The 15494-nt window shown below is 37.5% G+C and carries 18 protein-coding genes; 11 read left to right on the top strand and 7 right to left on the bottom strand.

The genetic code is table 11. From position 1 onward, the window contains the following. Positions 1-272 precede the first annotated feature (272 nt). On the top strand, positions 273-1001 hold the full coding sequence (locus C7H19_RS11000; protein ID WP_106456931.1) for an SDR family oxidoreductase: 729 nt from the start codon (positions 273-275) through the stop codon (positions 999-1001). 41 nt (positions 1002-1042) lie between these two features. Continuing rightward, complete coding sequence (folE, locus tag C7H19_RS10995; protein ID WP_106456930.1) at positions 1043-1768, top strand: GTP cyclohydrolase I FolE; 726 nt, start codon at positions 1043-1045, stop codon at positions 1766-1768. A gap of 30 nt (positions 1769-1798) precedes the next feature. Here the strand turns inward: folE and C7H19_RS10990 are convergent, their stop codons facing one another. Both C7H19_RS10990 and C7H19_RS10985 read right to left on the bottom strand, forming a co-directional pair. Further along, positions 1799-2017 carry a DUF2283 domain-containing protein gene (locus C7H19_RS10990; RefSeq protein ID WP_106456929.1) on the bottom strand — a complete coding sequence of 73 codons (219 nt, stop codon included), beginning with the start codon at positions 2015-2017 and terminating at the stop codon, positions 1799-1801. Continuing rightward, positions 2010-2282 (bottom strand): hypothetical protein, encoded by a 273-nt coding sequence (locus C7H19_RS10985; protein WP_106456928.1) that lies wholly within the window; start codon positions 2280-2282, stop codon positions 2010-2012. The genes C7H19_RS10990 and C7H19_RS10985 overlap by 8 nt, the downstream gene beginning before the upstream one ends. A 93-nt stretch (positions 2283-2375) precedes the next feature. On the opposite strand from C7H19_RS10985, the gene C7H19_RS10980 reads away from it, so the two are divergent. Together C7H19_RS10980 and fghA are read left to right on the top strand one after the other, a co-directional pair. Next, on the top strand, positions 2376-3485 hold the full coding sequence (locus C7H19_RS10980) for an S-(hydroxymethyl)glutathione dehydrogenase/class III alcohol dehydrogenase (RefSeq protein ID WP_106456927.1): 1110 nt from the start codon (positions 2376-2378) through the stop codon (positions 3483-3485). A gap of 2 nt (positions 3486-3487) precedes the next feature. Next, positions 3488-4336 carry an S-formylglutathione hydrolase gene (gene fghA / locus C7H19_RS10975; RefSeq protein ID WP_106456926.1) on the top strand — a complete coding sequence of 283 codons (849 nt, stop codon included), beginning with the start codon at positions 3488-3490 and terminating at the stop codon, positions 4334-4336. A 236-nt stretch (positions 4337-4572) separates the two neighbouring features. On the opposite strand, the gene purN is transcribed toward fghA, so the two are convergent. Next, positions 4573-5220, bottom strand: a complete 648-nt coding sequence (purN, locus tag C7H19_RS10970) for a phosphoribosylglycinamide formyltransferase (protein WP_106456925.1) — start codon at positions 5218-5220, stop codon at positions 4573-4575. Positions 5221-5229: 9 nt separating this feature from the next. Between purN and C7H19_RS10965 the strand changes: the two genes are divergently transcribed. The 6 genes from C7H19_RS10965 to C7H19_RS10940 all read left to right on the top strand — a co-directional run bounded on the left by C7H19_RS10965 (position 5230) and on the right by C7H19_RS10940 (position 8376). Next, entirely contained in the window at positions 5230-6111 is an 882-nt protein-coding gene (locus C7H19_RS10965) for a carbohydrate ABC transporter permease (RefSeq protein ID WP_342752277.1), read from the top strand. Between the two features lie 343 nt (positions 6112-6454). Beyond that, a complete protein-coding gene (locus tag C7H19_RS10960) occupies positions 6455-6766 on the top strand; it encodes a hypothetical protein (RefSeq protein WP_106456923.1) in 312 nt (103 codons plus the stop codon). Between the two features lie 129 nt (positions 6767-6895). Further along, positions 6896-7204, top strand: a complete 309-nt coding sequence (locus C7H19_RS10955) for a hypothetical protein (RefSeq protein ID WP_106456922.1) — start codon at positions 6896-6898, stop codon at positions 7202-7204. A 39-nt stretch (positions 7205-7243) separates the two neighbouring features. Then, entirely contained in the window at positions 7244-7618 is a 375-nt protein-coding gene (locus C7H19_RS10950; protein WP_106456921.1) for a hypothetical protein, read from the top strand. A gap of 6 nt (positions 7619-7624) precedes the next feature. Then, positions 7625-8080, top strand: coding sequence for a hypothetical protein (locus C7H19_RS10945; protein ID WP_219907631.1), 456 nt, complete (start codon positions 7625-7627; stop codon positions 8078-8080). A 5-nt stretch (positions 8081-8085) separates the two neighbouring features. Beyond that, entirely contained in the window at positions 8086-8376 is a 291-nt protein-coding gene (locus C7H19_RS10940; protein WP_106456919.1) for a hypothetical protein, read from the top strand. Positions 8377-8394: 18 nt separating this feature from the next. Here the strand turns inward: C7H19_RS10940 and C7H19_RS10935 are convergent, their stop codons facing one another. The 4 genes from C7H19_RS10935 to C7H19_RS10920 form a co-directional block, all read right to left on the bottom strand. Further along, positions 8395-9723 carry a sensor histidine kinase gene (locus C7H19_RS10935; protein WP_106456918.1) on the bottom strand — a complete coding sequence of 443 codons (1329 nt, stop codon included), beginning with the start codon at positions 9721-9723 and terminating at the stop codon, positions 8395-8397. A 2-nt stretch (positions 9724-9725) separates the two neighbouring features. Beyond that, positions 9726-11285 carry a circadian clock protein KaiC gene (gene kaiC / locus C7H19_RS10930; protein ID WP_106456917.1) on the bottom strand — a complete coding sequence of 520 codons (1560 nt, stop codon included), beginning with the start codon at positions 11283-11285 and terminating at the stop codon, positions 9726-9728. Positions 11286-11377: 92 nt separating this feature from the next. Beyond that, positions 11378-11692 (bottom strand): circadian clock protein KaiB, encoded by a 315-nt coding sequence (kaiB, locus tag C7H19_RS10925; protein ID WP_106456916.1) that lies wholly within the window; start codon positions 11690-11692, stop codon positions 11378-11380. Between the two features lie 68 nt (positions 11693-11760). Then, entirely contained in the window at positions 11761-12660 is a 900-nt protein-coding gene (locus tag C7H19_RS10920) for a circadian clock protein KaiA (RefSeq protein WP_106456915.1), read from the bottom strand. A gap of 268 nt (positions 12661-12928) precedes the next feature. Between C7H19_RS10920 and C7H19_RS10915 the strand changes: the two genes are divergently transcribed. Next, on the top strand, positions 12929-15475 hold the full coding sequence (locus C7H19_RS10915) for an ATP-binding protein (RefSeq protein ID WP_106456914.1): 2547 nt from the start codon (positions 12929-12931) through the stop codon (positions 15473-15475). Positions 15476-15494: the final 19 nt, after the last annotated feature.

Here is a 15494-nt window from a genome sequence, read left to right as displayed (position 1 = left end):
GTAATTATAAATTCCTTCAATCGTTGCATAATTCGATTCTCAAACTTATCATGCTATAATCGATAATGTAACTTTTTGTAACAATTTTTAATCTTACTGTACTTGCTAAAAGCTCACTCATGTTTTATTTTTCGTCAACGGCACACTTTTTAAAGTAGCTTTTTTAAATATATTAGCTACTCTAGATCGGCACTCAGTGCTATTTATATAGGGTTAATGCCTCACTTAACCTGGCCTTAATTCTATTGAGTTATTAAAACTAAAAATTGATTATGGATGTTAAATCAAATCAACAGCGAGCCATTATTACAGGGGCAAGTAGCGGAATAGGTAAAGCCACTGCTTTAGCCTTTGCCAGGGCGGGAATTGATCTCGCTTTAGTGAGCCGTTCTATTGATAAACTCGAATTAGTAGCTTTATCAGCTAGAGATTTAGGTGTGGAAGCGAAAGCCTATGCGATCGATTTAGCTGACCTGACAACAGTTAAAGAAAATATCGCTAGGATCGATGATGATTTTGGCCCGATTAATATTATAGTCAATAATGCTGGAATGGGTTATACTAACTTGCTGAGTGACACGTCCTTATCGGATTGGCAAGCAGTATTAAATCTGAATTTAACTAGCATTTTTGAATGTGTGATGGGTATATTGCCCAAAATGCGTCAACGAAAAAGAGGAACTATTGTTAATATAGCCTCGATCGCGGCGCAAAATGCTTTTGCTGGTTGGGGGGCATATTGTGTCAGTAAAGCGGGTTTAGTCTCTTTTTCACAAGTTCTAGCCCAAGAAGAAAGAGAAAATCAGATCCGTGTAATCAGTGTTTGTCCAGGTTCAGTCAATACACCCATTTGGGATACTGATACTGTACAAGCTGATTTTGATCGCTTAATGATGTTAACTCCCGAAACAGTTGCCCAAGTAATTTTACAAGCAGTTCTTTTACCAGAAGAAGCAGTTATTGAAACAATAACCCTGACTTCTAGTGCAGGAACCCTGTAAAACCGATTTTAATTCATTCACCTTAATTTATTTTTCTTACTATGACCATAGCTTCTAACGGTTTAAATCGCCCAAATTCTTCTCCTGATGGTACTAACAGTGATTCTGGGAATAAATTAAGCGAACGTGTGACGACACGCCCCGATCGTAACACTCATAATGGACAAGTACCGCAAATTCAGGAAAACCCCGAAGTCAGTAAAGAACACCTGATGGATGCTGTACACACCATGTTAAAAGCAGTTGGTGAAGATCCCGAACGCGAAGGACTCCTCAAAACGCCAAAACGAGTCGCTGAAGCCATGCAATTTTTAACTCAAGGCTATCACCAATCTTTAGAAACCCTCGTCAATGGTGCAATATTTGATGAAGGTCATAATGAAATGGTTTTAGTCCGAGATATTGACTTTTTCAGTCTGTGTGAACATCATATGTTACCTTTTATGGGACGGGCCCATGTTGCCTATATTCCTAATCAAAAGGTTGTCGGTTTAAGTAAACTAGCGCGTATTGTCGAAATGTTTTCTAGACGCTTACAAGTACAAGAACGCCTCACCCGTCAAATAGCAGAAGCAGTTCAAGATATTTTAGATCCCCAAGGTGTAGCGGTTGTCATGGAAGCCACCCATATGTGTATGGTAATGCGGGGAGTACAAAAACCGGGTTCTTGGACAGTTACCAGCGCGATGTTAGGGGTATTTCAAGAAGAACAAAAAACCCGTGAAGAATTTTTGAATCTAATTCATCATCGACCCAACTTCTTCTAAGATTTGTGTAGGGTGGGCTTTGGGCCTGCCCTATCCTTGTTTAAGGAGTTTGATTTGGGCTGATTCTAAAATAGTATCTCGAATAAAAGAACTCGCCTGGATGATTTCTATTCCAATTAATTCTCCAAATTCATTTAGTTCAGCCGTAATATTTGGGCTAATCTCTAAGCTATCTGCTTCGGCTTCATCTGTAATCGTAAGATGAAGAATATCTTCTTTTTCAAAATAAACCATTTTTGTTTTATTCATTGACAAATCTTCCAGTTCTAAAACGATATTGTATTTGTTGGCGTGTTGTAGTGTGAATGGTTACAGGTGTAATGGATTGCTCGTTAACTTCATAAGGAATCATTACTAAACTATTGTTGTGTTTTCCTACTGCAATCATACGATCGCTAACCGTGTCATAATATCTTTCTCCTGAATATCTGAGAATTTCTTCAATTTTAGCAAGGTCAAATTGTCTTAGTCTTGCTCGATATCTTAGATAATCTGACCAAATAATATCAGGCATCGTTATGGTATTACCTAATTAAACGATATCCATTTTAAAGATAAGATGGGTAATGACAAGCGTTTCTGTCTCACTTCATATTAAACAAAATTTATGGATGTTAAAGCGGCTGTGGCTTTAGAAGCGGGTAAACCTTTGAGTATCGAAACAGTGCAACTCGAAAACCCGAAATCTGGCGAAGTCTTAATCGAAATTAAAGCGACTGGTATTTGTCATACTGATGCTTATACTCTATCTGGGGCTGATCCAGAAGGGCTATTCCCCGCAATTTTAGGACATGAAGGGGCGGGGGTCGTCGTCGAAGTGGGTGCAGGTGTGACGAGTCTTAAAGAGGGCGATCGGGTAATTCCTCTTTATACTCCCGAATGTCGTCAGTGTGAATATTGTCTTAGCATGAAAACGAATCTTTGTCAAGCAATTCGAGCCACCCAAGGTAGGGGAGTTATGCCGGATGGTACGAGTCGTTTTTCACTCGATGGGCAAATGCTACATCATTATATGGGAACGTCTACCTTTGCTAACTATACAGTTTTACCAGAAATTGCAGTGGCGAAAATCAGAGAGGATGCGCCCTTTGATAAGGTTTGTTATATCGGATGTGGTGTGACAACGGGAATAGGTGCAGTCATTAATACAGCGAAAGTCGAACCGGGTTCTAAAGTGGTCGTTTTTGGCTTGGGTGGAATTGGTTTAAATGTACTGCAAGGGGCGCGAATGGTTGGGGCTGATATGATTGTTGGTGTTGATATTAACCCAAATCGAAAAGAATTAGCCGAAAAATTTGGCATGACGCATTTTGTAAACCCCAAGGAAGTTGAGGGAGATTTAGTTAAATATCTGGTAGATTTAACGAAAGGTGGCGCGGATTATAGTTTTGAGTGTGTCGGTAATGTAGACTTGATGCGTCAAGCGTTGGAATGTTGTCACAAAGGATGGGGTGTTAGTACCATTATCGGGGTTGCTGGTGCAGGGCAAGAAATTAAAACACGTCCTTTTCAGTTAGTCACGGGTAGAGTCTGGAAAGGTACGGCTTTTGGTGGGGCTAGAGGACGAACAGATGTACCAAAAATTGTCGATTGGTATATGGATGGCAAAATTAATATTGATGATTTGATTACTCATGTCATGCCCTTAGATAAAATTAATGATGCGTTTGAGTTGATGCACCAAGGTAAGTCTATTCGTAGTGTGGTAACGTTCTAAATATGAATGAGTTAACAATTCGATCGCAGTCACGGTGTTTTGAGGGAATGGTGATGTATTGTAGTCATTTTTCTCAATGCTGCAATATAAATATGAATTTTGCGGTGTATGTGCCTCCGCAAGCAAAAACCCAGAAAGTCCCCATTTTGTATTATCTATCGGGTTTAACCTGTACTGATGAAAATTTTACGATTAAAGCAGGGGCGCAACGTTACGCGGCACAACACGGTATTTTATTAGTTATTCCAGATACTAGCCCTCGCAATACGGGAATACCTGGTGAGGATGATGTATATAATTTAGGAAGTGGGGCGGGTTTTTATCTAAATGCGATCGTGGAACCTTGGTCACAGTATTATCAAATGTATAGTTATGTGACGCAAGAATTACCCGATGTGATTCAAGCTAATTTTTCAGTTGATGCTACTCGTCAAAGTATTTTTGGTCATTCGATGGGGGGACATGGTGCGTTAATTTGTGCCTTGAAAAACCCTGAAAAATATCGCTCTGTGTCTGCTTTTGCGCCGATTTGCGCCCCGATACAGGATGAGTGGGGACAAAATGCGTTTTCTGCTTATTTAGGAACGGATTTCGCGTTATGGCAAGAATACGACGCAACGGAATTAGTCAAAAAAACGCAGTTATCCTACCCGATTTTAATTGATCAAGGAATGGATGATACATATTACATTCAAAAACAACTTTTACCCGAAGTGTTTGCGGATGCGTGTCAGTCGGTGGGACAATCTTTAAATCTCAGATTCCATGCGGGTTATGATCACAGTTATTTTATGATTGCGACTTTTATTGAAGATCATTTTATCCATCATGCAAAGGCTTTATTATCTTGAGTTACAAGAAATATGAGAAATAATAGAAGATAAAAAATTAATTTGGTGATAATGTTAGTTCCATAGACCACCGTGAAATAAATTTCACGGCTCAAAGCTCAAGTCTATTAAAATAGACTAGCTTCTTAATGATGAGTCGGTTTTAACCGACTTATGCTGTGAGACAGAGAATTTATTCTCTGGCAAGGTTAATATACTAAAAATTATTTAATTAGTAAGTTTGATCTGAAGTAGTCTCAAATTATCAGTTTAGCCGCTAATACGATCGCTTGTGGAAAAATACGATGTTCTTGTACTTGTATTCTAGCGTGTAAGGTTTCGGGGGTATCATCGCTTAAAATAGGGACAACGGCTTGCATTAAAATTAGTCCGCTATCGACTTCAACACTCACCAAATGTACTGTACATCCAGTAACCTTGACTTTTGCTTGTAGTGCTTGCTCAATCGCATGAATCCCTTTAAAACTAGGTAGAATACTGGGGTGAATATTGATCACATGATTGGGAAACGCATTCACTAAAACTTCTGTAACAATTCGCATCCATCCCGCCATAATTACCCATTCCACCTGATATTCTTTTAATATATCAACGATCGCCGTGTCTAAATCTTCTCGTTTTTTATAGTCTCGGTGATTTAAAAATACAGTGGGAATATTCCAACGATCGGCCCGTTCTTTAACTTTGGCATCAGGTATATTGTAGATTAGGACTTGAATCACTGCATTGAGTTCTTTATTTTCGATAGCTTGTGCGATAGCTTCAAAGTTACTACCACTTCCTGACGCTAAAACACCTAACTTGAGGGGTTGTTCTAAAAATAATTCTGCTTCACTTAACTGAGGAGAAATCAAACTAGGGGTAAAATCGGGAACAGCAGTCATAGATCATTCATGATGAAAAAACAACACAACTGGCTTGATCAGGATAACATTGTCGCTTGGATTTTCCTAGCCCCCGCTTTAATCTTACTCAGTATTTTCGTTTTTTATCCAATTATTTATCTAATTTATCTCAGTTTCACACGTGGTAGTTTTACAGTACGCGGTATTCATTGGGTAGGACTTCGCAACTATATTAGACTGTTTAGTGATCCTGATTTTTGGCAAGTTGTCAGGAATACGATTTATTTTACAGTAGCGACGGTGATTCCCAGTATATTTATTCCTTTGGGGTTAGCGGTTCTGTTAAATCAAACCATACCATTACGCGGGTTGTTGCGGACTGCTTTTTTCTTGCCTTCTATTACTTCTATTGTTGCAGTTGGTTTAGGGTTTCGTTGGCTATTTCAAACCGATGGCCCTGTTAATAATTTACTATCTTTATTGGGGATTGATCCGATACCTTGGCTAAGTAGTACCGTTTGGGCGATGCCTGTTCTAATTTTACTCAGTATTTGGAAACAATTAGGAATTAATCTCATTGTATTTCTAGCGGGATTACAAGCGATTCCCATTTCTCGGTATGAAGCAGCCGAATTAGATGGGGCGAATGAATGGGCGAAATTCTGGCATATTACCTTACCAGGGTTACAATCAACGATGATTTTTGTAGCAATTACAACGGCTATTTTTACCCTCAGAAGCTTTGAACAAGTATACGTCATTACGGGCGGTGGCCCACTGAATTCGACGAATTTACTGGTATATTTTATCTATGAGAAAGCTTTCGCCGATTTTGAATTTGGTTATGCAGCAGCAGCAGCAACGGTGTTATTAGGAATGGCTTTTCTTTTAGTTTATTGGCAATTACAAAGTTGGCGCGAAGAAAATTAGTGAGAAAATCCTCTGGGTTTACTCCTAAAATACTTCTTTTGATACTTGCTTATTGCTAAATTATAGATAAGACCACAACCAATATTTTTCAAAAAAAACAAAATTATATAAATTATCTTAGCTTTATTTGAACAAAATCATAGCTATTTTTTATGATAAAAGTCTTTTATTCTACTTTATTCTATTTTTTTCTATATATTAAGAAAATAATTTCTATTTTATTTGGGACTGACATGAAAAATTTTATCGAGTAACTTTTAATTAATAGCTCAATTGTTAATTGTCTTTATTTCAAGCAATTGACTATTAAATTAAAACCTTTACAAGAGTAGTGAAATCCATCATGAAAAAAATCATCTTTGCTCTATTAACTCTAACAACTGTCAGCACTTTCGCAATTCCTGTAAAAGCTGATGAAGTAAATATGCAAAATACTCAACAATTGAGTACTCAAATAGGTAATAACAATCGCAGCTATCAACGCAGTGAACAGAACATCCGTTCCTCTGCACAAAAGAGATATCACCACAATAACATTAATAGTACTGGTAGTGTTCAAGATCTCTACCAAGACTCTTATCAAGAAGGAAGCCGTAACATCGGTAGTCAAGTTAACAGACAAGAAATTGAAATGCGAACTCGATATAGACGCTAAATTCAGTTAACTCTCTATTCGATCAAGATCTAAAAAGGCGGGTTGACTCATTTATCATATAACAAATTGATCACCCGTCCTTCATTGAAACAACTTTAATCTATTACTTAAGATTATAGAGGTTAAGCCATGAATTGGAAATATTTCATTTGGCTTACTGGAGTACCATCATTTTTATTAATTGGTACTCTTGCTCAAGCGGGAGAAATGGAAATCCAAACGAGAAATGTAAATATTCACCGTACACAAAACGGTACTACTTACATCAATACAGAAAAAGTACAAGTGAATTCCTCACCCTCTAATGTTCCTTTTCGTCGAATTCCTTATCTTCGGCGAGAATGTCTCAGACAAAACCTTGTCCGTCAGTCTAGTAGACAGATTAATCAGTTTAGCCATGTCAGCAGTCAAACAATCAATTCTTATAACTGTCGCTAGATATAATTTGCCATTTTTGCTTTGAATGAAAGGTTTTTTATGAAAAAGAGCAATTTTTCCTTTAGTCTACTCATCTTGACTTTAGTCAGTGGAACTTGGTTATCTCATCCCGTGAATGCTCAGTGTCTCCAAGCCGATGTTTCTGTGCAATACAACATTAGTGGTTCACGGCAACCTACAAAACGTACCAATGATGTAGTAATGGAAAGTGAACCTGGATGTCGGGGAAATGCCAGCGTGACTACAGGAGTTCAGGGGAATATTGGTGGGACAACACCCGTAGAACAACATCGAATGGTACGTCATCAACAAAGAGGACAAGGTAACCCGACTGGGATTAATGGCTCAACTGTCCAAATCCGCTCTAATGTTGGTATTGATGTTTATGATCCTTCGGCACGCTATCGAAAGTAGTGTGAATTGATTAAAAAGGTAAATATTATGAATCTTTACCGTCTGGTTTTAGCGACTGTCTCAACTTTCTTGCTTGGTTTGGCATTTTATCCAGTGCCGCAGTCTTGGGGGCAATTCCAGACGGAGCGGGTTCAACAGCAAATTCAAGCAATAACTCTTGAAATCGATGCAGCTACTTTAAAATCTCCTTGGTGGCTTAGGATTAATACAACAAATTCTACTTTTATTAAAGGACAAATTACTTTAAATGGTAAAGTCATTCGTTCTCTAACAAAGACTAACGCGCCAATTAATATTGCTCCTTATTTAAAAGTCGGCATTAATAAAATTATCATTTCTGGAAAGTACTACCCTGCCAATGTTTCCATCATCATTGAGTTAAATGCTTCAGAGACAGAAATCACGCAGCAAACCGGGGGTAATGGTTTATTAAATCAGCTTTTAATTCTTGAGGTTAAATAAAAATTATGTTTGGAAAAATAAATCAAATTAGTCTGGTAAGTACAGTTTTATTAAGCTTAATGGCTTGGCCAACTGATGCCAAAAACGTAATCATTCAAAGGATAAATCAAAATGTGAGTGTCTCTGGAAATAACAATCAAGTTTATCAAATCATTAATCAAACAATTATCAACAATCCTCGAAGAAATCAAGTTAATCGTGATGATAAAAAAGAGAAAAACAATCCTGGTAGAGCTTTAGGTCACAGTGAACGGACACGTCAATGTGAAGATAATAATAATCATCATTCAGATTAAATAGTATGAGCGATCGCCTTACGATAACGGTAAAATGATTGTAAAAGTCGTTCCTTGATTTAAGACACTTTCGACACTGATTTGTCCGTGATGACTTTCGACAATAGTTTTGACGATCGCAAGTCCTAACCCTGAACCTCCCGAATTTTCTTTTTTATGAGTCCGAGAAGGATCAACGCGATAGAAACGGTCAAAAATATGGGGTAAATCAGTTTCAGGAATTCCCATTCCAGTATCTTTGACTTTAACCTGTAATGAATGGCGATCTCGAAGAGAGCCGCGAAGGGGTGCGCGTTTAATTTGTTGTAACTCGACTTCTACTAATTTGTCTTTCTCTAAAGAGGTGTGTTCGATCGCATTACTAATTAAATTCGTAAATAATCGAGCCAGTTGATCCCAATCCCCTTCTAGTGTATAATCTTCATCTGGATTCGTAGACGTTGAGAGTGGACTACGAATCTGTAAACATAAGCTGACATTCTGATTTTCTGCCATTTGGCGTTGTTCTTCCATCACTTCGATGAGTAACGCATCTAAAGGAACTGACTGAAAATTGGGCTGTACAATTCCACTATCGGAACGGGCTAAAAATAACAAATCATTGACTAAATTTCCCAGTCTTTGCGTTAGTCTTTCAATAATCTTCAGTTGTCGTTGTTGTAGTTGGGGTTCACTTTGGGGATATGCTAAGGCCATTTGTACATTAGTTTGAATCATCGCAATAGGATTTCGTAACTCATGGGATGCGTCGGCGGTAAATTGTTTTAAGCTAGAGTAAGAATCCTTGACGGGCTGCATCGCAATACCAGATAAAAACCAACCACTCGCACCGACACCAATAATCATGGCACTAATCCACAAAAACAAGTCTAAAATTAGTTGACGAATGGGTTTAGTCACTTCAAACCAGGGATGACTAACACGCAAATAACCTAAAAGAGTGTGTTCTCGTTCAACTCTCGTGGTAACTTGTCGTAATAAATGATCATCAGAAAGATAAATCGTCTCTCCATAACGGTTCGGATGTAGGGGAATGTTTAACGGTTCAGAAAAAGTAGACCAAAGCAATTGACCATTAGGATTAAACCATTCTAAATCAATATGATCATCCTCTTTTGGTGTGGTACTGCTGCCAAAAGTCGCCTCTAAATTAACCTGATATCTCGGTATACTTTGTAAGACAATCGATCGATTAACCACTTCCACAACGTGTTTTAGCGTATCATCAATGCGCTCGACGAGGGTATTACGGACATAAAAATAAACCCCTGTGGCAAACAATAGCAGCAAAATCGCCGTTACAGTCGTGTACCATAGAGCAAGACGACGACGTGTCCTCTGAAACATACCTACTCATCTTGAGTTTTTTCTTTCATATTACGCATAATTCTAGACAGTTCGGTTTTTTCATCAACCGTAATTCGAGTCGGTGAACCGCTAATGATACGCTCATAATTACGGAATGAATCTCTAATTTCTGGCCCGTCTTGATTAATTGTATATTCTCGTATCCCTTTATCATGCCATGAACCGCGCATTTTAAAGACGTTTAGGGCGCGTGACATTTCTCCTTTTATTTCCACATATTGCAGCATTAAAATTGTATCCGTAATCGTAGATATATGAGATTCTGTAATCGAATGCGCCCCCATAAATTGATCGGTTGTATTTGTAAAAAATCCCGTAATTTCTTCTTGTTTAGCAAACCCCGTTACACCGATCACAAACTGACGAAATGCGTTATTACTCACTCCTCTAGCTAATGCAGAAAGAGAATCGATCGCAATTCGAGAGGGTTTAAACTCAGCAATTTCGGATTTAATCATCTGTAAATGATCTTCTAATCCTGCTGATTCTGGATAAGAACAAAGTAGCTTTAATAAACCTTTTTTTTCCATTTCTTCAAAATCAATGCCCCACGAAAAAGCATTTCTAGAAAGTTGCGCCCGCGATTCTTCGTAAGCAAATAAAATCGCTCGTTCACCGCGTCTACAACCTTCTTCTAAAAACTTACTTACTAAAAGAGTTTTTCCTGTTCCTGTTGCACCAGTGGCTAAAATAATTGAATCTTTAAAGAAACCGCCCCCGCACATTTCATCAAGGGTTTTTACACCCGAAGAAATTCGCGCATTAGAAGATCTTTGAGTAAGTCGCATAGCCCCCAATGGAAAGATATTAATTCCATCATTAGTCATGGTAAACGGATATTCTCCTTTCATGTGGGTAGTGCCGCGCAGTTTCAGGATTTCAGCCGTCCGACGACGACGTTCTCCTTCTAAAACATTGCGAAAAATAACAACATTATCGGAGACAAATTCTTCAACACCAAAACGCGCTACTTGTCCGTATTCTTCGACACGTTCTGTGGTCATAATTGAGGTTACTTCGAGTTTTTTGAGACGAGCAACTAAACGAAAGATTTCGCGTCTTACAACCGAAGCGGCTTCATATTGTTGAAAGACGGCTGTTACTGAATCGACGGAAACCAGTTTCGCTTTATATTTTTGTATTGCGTATTGAATGCGCTCAATTAATGCCGATAAATCAAAGCTTCCAACGACTTCTTGTCCTTCAGGATCAGGAGAAGCATCTAAAATAAATAATTTTCCTTCTTCAATTAAAGCGGGTAAATCCCAACCAAAACTATAAGCATTTTGAATAATATCAATAGGTGATTCTTCAAAGGTGACGAATAATCCTGGGAAATCAAAATATTTGATACCGTGATAGAGAAACTGGATCGCCATCAAGGTTTTTCCGGTTCCTGATGTTCCACTAATCAGAGTCGTTCTTCCTGCTGGTAATCCACCATGACTAATTTCATCAAATCCCTCAATCATTGTCCGAATCTTTCGGACTCCTAGGGGGTAAATTTGTTTCTGTTTTCCATTCGGAATCTGTTGACTCATTGTTTTTTATCAGGATTGATCAAATTTTCTTATTCAAATCGAAAAAAATTGTTAATTTATTCTAGTACAATTAGTCAACTTTGGTTTTTACCCTAGCTTTCTAAGTCGCGTTCGCGGATCTCTTCATAAAGTAAATCGAGTCCGATGAGGACTTTTTCTCGATCTGAAAGATCACCGATAATTTTGCGAACGGGTGGGGGTAAAACCTTGGCTAAAGTAGGAGTCGCTAAAATCTTGTCTTCTTCGGCTAATTGCGGGTTTTTTAAGACATCAATGACTTTTAGCGCATAAACACCTTGAAATTCTTCTTCTAGGATGTTTTTTAGGGTTTTTAAGGCTCTAACTGAATTGGGGGTGTTCCCGGCTACATATAGCTTCAAAACATAAGTTTTTTTTAGGCTATTCATAAAATTAAATTATACAATATTGGGGTTGTTGAAGTCGAGGTTAATGATGACCTCATTTTAGAAGATTTTCAATCAAGGCTAAATAATAACTCATAAGGGATATCTTCACGAGGAATAGAACGTCGATACATTTCTCCTAAGTGGGCCAGGATATCAATCAAAGCGAGGCGATAATCTAATAAAATTTCTTCGCTTCTTCCTTCAAGTTTTAATTGTTGAGAAAAAATATCTATTAATTCCATATGAATTTCTAGAATTTGTGAGACTGACACATCAGCAAAAAAAACTTGATTGACAAATTGATCAATTTCTTGATTAATTGAAGATTCGGTCGAAAAATAATTTAGAATGATTTCCCGATAATCATTTTTAAGTTGTTTTAGTAGTTCTTGTTTATCACTTGTCGACAGATTTCTATAAAATAATTGAGGATTTCTTTTATAGTATACGCCTAAATAGCCCAATCGTTCTTTAAGTTTTTCGGCTAAACGTCGTTGCTGTAAAAGTAGGAAGCTTTGCTTGTCCTCATATGAATTTGCTCGTGTTTTTAACACATTTTGCTCGGCTAAGGAACAATTAGGACCTAAATGAAGAAATTGGGCGATCGCATGATCAATTAATGAGCTAATTTCTTTAATTTTTTCCTTTTCTATCTGTATTTCGGCACGGTGATAAAAATGAGTTGGATGCTCTCCATGAACAGATTCTATACTTAATTCATCGGAAATAATAACAATCGGTAATAGTAAACCTTCCTCATACAATTGGTTAAAAAACGGTAAAAAGGAAGATTGATTATAAACAATTAAACAATCTATTTTTTCTTTGTGTTCTTCAAGACAATTGATGAATTCATCTGGAGATTGAATAAAATATAAATCGTATCGCTCCTCATTCAGTAAGGTTCTTAAAGACTGAGTGAGGTCAGGATCAAGGACAAATAAATAAATTGTGAGTCGAAAAGACAAAGGTATCTCGCTAAAATAACAAACAGTAAATCAAAAAAGATTAAGTAATGTTTCAGAACTGTAAATCACAGTCAAAAATGTGGTAAGCAATCGGAGACGCGAAGAAAATAAAACTTAATGCTTCATCTGAATTAATTGTAATTAATTGTAATTTTTTTAGATCTTCTTTCCCTCTAGGAGAGTCATAATAAAAGTTGAAGAACAGAACCGAAAATAAACGGACTTGTTCTCTCCTCGTTTTTTTTAGTCACTCAGAAATGGGTTTTTCATGGTTAAGCCTAAACTTTACCTCAATCATTTTAGTCAGCAAGTCCCCGTTTGTGAACAAACGGCTAACTTAGAAACTGTGCTGACCACTCTACAATCAGGCCAACATGAAATGATAATAGTGATCGACCAAGACAAACGCCCAAAGGGAGCGCTCTATTGTCGGCACTTGCTCACCCATTTTGTTGACCATTGGCAAAGAATCGGGACTCCTCAAAACAAATCTCCTATCTTTAATCTTAGATCGCTCATGCTTCCTCTTGCTACCCTAAACGAGAAAATGAGTGTTGATGAATTTTTAACATTACCACAGTCCGAGGAACAAAACAGTAATTCAAATACGATCTATGGTCTTGTAGATGATAAGGGCGTATTTGTTGGTTTACTCAATAGCTGGAGTCTTTTAAAATCGTTTTCGGTTAAAAAAGACGCAAAACACCCCTCAGACTTTTCCCAATGGCCAAACCATCGTTTAAATCAATTTTTGCAAGAATTTATCGAACAATTCCCACTCCCGATGATGCTTCATAGTGAGCAAAATCAGGTAGTTTATCAGAACCAAAAATGGTTAGAACAAATTGGGGAATCGATTTTGATGGGTAATATGAATGTAAGTCCCTTGTCGCTTAAGGCGGGAACTTCCCTAAATTCCCCCCTATCCCATTATTGGTGGAATTCTTTACCTGATCCTTTATCGAAAATTCAGGCCGAATGTTTAAAAGAAAGTGAATCTTTAGTCGCTCAGTTTGTCCCAGCTTCGGCAAAAATAGCAGTAGAAGAATCAGTGCTACAATTAGCAGAACAAGTAGCGATCGCCTCAAATGAAACCCCAACTAAAACTAACAAAACGATCTGGCAATTTAGCAAAATTCCGTTACATTTTTCCGAGCTAGATTTTTCCGAGCAATACCCTAAATCATCGCCAAATCTAGATTCTGCTCCATTATGGCTTGTTTTAGCAACAGATGTTACTCAACAACAACAATGCTCCCAAGAATTAGCGATTAAAAATGCCGATTTAGTGTACTTAAATCGTCTCAAAGATGAGTTTCTCGCTTGTATTAGCCATGAACTGAAATCCCCTCTAACCGCAGTTGTTGGGTTATCCAGTTTACTCAAAGAACAAAAAATCGGTGAACTCAATTCCCGTCAGGCGCATTATGCGGAATTAATTTATAAAAGTGGTCGTCAATTAATGTCTCTTGTTAATGATTTACTCGATTTAACGCGCCTAGAAACTGGACAATTAAAACTTAATCCAACTGTTGTTAAAATTCAACGCGCTTGTCAACGAGCTTATGAATCATTGCAAGATAAACATAAAGGAAAAGACGATCGCATTAATTTTAGTTTAGACATTGAACCTGGTTTAGAGCAATTAGTAATCGATGAATTGCGCTTACAACAAATGTTAATTCATTTGTTAGATAATGCCCTGAAATTTACCCCAGAAGCTGGCGAAATTGGGATTCGGGTTAATCGTTGGGAAAATTGGATTGCTTTTACCATTTGGGATACAGGGATCGGTATTCCCGAAGAATTTCAACATCTAATTTTTCAGAAATTCCAACAATTAGAAAGTCCTCTAACTCGACAATTTGAAGGAACAGGATTAGGACTTGTTTTAACCCAACGTTTAGCTAAAGCACATGGGGGCGATATTTCTTTTATCTCAAAAGGAGGCGAAGGAAGTCAATTCACCTTACTTTTGCCACCTCATCCCCTGCCGCAAAATGTTGATTTTCAAAACAATTCTACATCAGGTCAACCTAATTGTCCTATTGTTTTAGTTATTGAGTCAGCAGCGCGTTTAATTAATGAAATTACCGAACAATTAAACGATTTAGGCTATCGAGTGATAATTGCTCGCACGGGAACTGAAGCACTCGAAAAAGCCCGACAAGTTCGACCCCATCGCATTTTCTTAAATCCTTTGTTACCCTTATTATCAGGATGGGATGTTCTAACTTTACTTAAATCTGATCCCCGTACCAGTAATATTAAAGTAATTGTCACGGCTTTAAGCGAACATCAAATCTATAGTGAACAAAAAGGGGCTGATGGTTTTGTTACCCTTCCTGTCGAAAAAACAGCCTTACAAACTGTTTTAGATCAATTAGCCTTAAAAACAGCTTCTTTTCTCAAAAATGTGACGATTTTGCGTCTTTATCCCCACGCTAAACCCGTTGATTCTCATTCAGTAATTCATTCATCGGCTTTAGATTTGCTTTTTAATAGCCAATTTGCTGAACTTAATTATCGTCTTTTAGAAGCAGATAGTTTAGAACAAGCGGAAATTATGGCGAGTGTCTGGAATGTAGATGTGGTGATTTTAGATGATTTTATGACAGAAGACCCTAAATCTTATCTAATGGCTTTAAGCGAGTGTGAATCTTTATCGACTATTCCGCTTATTACTTTAGATGCAACGGTAACAGCTTGTGCGAATCAAATTAGTAACCTATTCGTTTTCCCTTGTCTAATCCCTAAAAGTGAGAATCAAATCGAACAATTATTACAAGTTATACAAATTGCGATCGAGTCTTGATATCTATCCTTGGTTACAA

Source organism: Aphanothece hegewaldii CCALA 016, from assembly GCF_003007785.1.
GTDB classification, from domain to species: Bacteria; Cyanobacteriota; Cyanobacteriia; order Cyanobacteriales; family Microcystaceae; genus Chroococcus; species Chroococcus hegewaldii.
This window is presented reverse-complemented; position numbering and strand designations above follow the sequence as displayed.

What these genes read in the sequence shown, in the direction of transcription:
- C7H19_RS11000 (WP_106456931.1), top strand. Translation starts at nt 273, where the DNA reads ATGGATGTTAAATCAAATCAACAGCGAGCCATTATTACAGGGGCAAGT.
- folE (WP_106456930.1), top strand. Translation starts at nt 1,043, where the DNA reads ATGACCATAGCTTCTAACGGTTTAAATCGCCCAAATTCTTCTCCTGAT.
- C7H19_RS10990 (WP_106456929.1), bottom strand. Translation starts at nt 2,017, where the DNA reads ATGAATAAAACAAAAATGGTTTATTTTGAAAAAGAAGATATTCTTCAT.
- C7H19_RS10985 (WP_106456928.1), bottom strand. Translation starts at nt 2,282, where the DNA reads ATGCCTGATATTATTTGGTCAGATTATCTAAGATATCGAGCAAGACTA.
- C7H19_RS10980 (WP_106456927.1), top strand. Translation starts at nt 2,376, where the DNA reads ATGGATGTTAAAGCGGCTGTGGCTTTAGAAGCGGGTAAACCTTTGAGT.
- fghA (WP_106456926.1), top strand. Translation starts at nt 3,488, where the DNA reads ATGAATGAGTTAACAATTCGATCGCAGTCACGGTGTTTTGAGGGAATG.
- purN (WP_106456925.1), bottom strand. Translation starts at nt 5,220, where the DNA reads ATGACTGCTGTTCCCGATTTTACCCCTAGTTTGATTTCTCCTCAGTTA.
- C7H19_RS10965 (WP_342752277.1), top strand. Translation starts at nt 5,230, where the DNA reads ATGATGAAAAAACAACACAACTGGCTTGATCAGGATAACATTGTCGCT.
- C7H19_RS10960 (WP_106456923.1), top strand. Translation starts at nt 6,455, where the DNA reads ATGAAAAAAATCATCTTTGCTCTATTAACTCTAACAACTGTCAGCACT.
- C7H19_RS10955 (WP_106456922.1), top strand. Translation starts at nt 6,896, where the DNA reads ATGAATTGGAAATATTTCATTTGGCTTACTGGAGTACCATCATTTTTA.
- C7H19_RS10950 (WP_106456921.1), top strand. Translation starts at nt 7,244, where the DNA reads ATGAAAAAGAGCAATTTTTCCTTTAGTCTACTCATCTTGACTTTAGTC.
- C7H19_RS10940 (WP_106456919.1), top strand. Translation starts at nt 8,086, where the DNA reads ATGTTTGGAAAAATAAATCAAATTAGTCTGGTAAGTACAGTTTTATTA.
- C7H19_RS10935 (WP_106456918.1), bottom strand. Translation starts at nt 9,723, where the DNA reads ATGTTTCAGAGGACACGTCGTCGTCTTGCTCTATGGTACACGACTGTA.
- kaiC (WP_106456917.1), bottom strand. Translation starts at nt 11,285, where the DNA reads ATGAGTCAACAGATTCCGAATGGAAAACAGAAACAAATTTACCCCCTA.
- kaiB (WP_106456916.1), bottom strand. Translation starts at nt 11,692, where the DNA reads ATGAATAGCCTAAAAAAAACTTATGTTTTGAAGCTATATGTAGCCGGG.
- C7H19_RS10915 (WP_106456914.1), top strand. Translation starts at nt 12,929, where the DNA reads ATGGTTAAGCCTAAACTTTACCTCAATCATTTTAGTCAGCAAGTCCCC.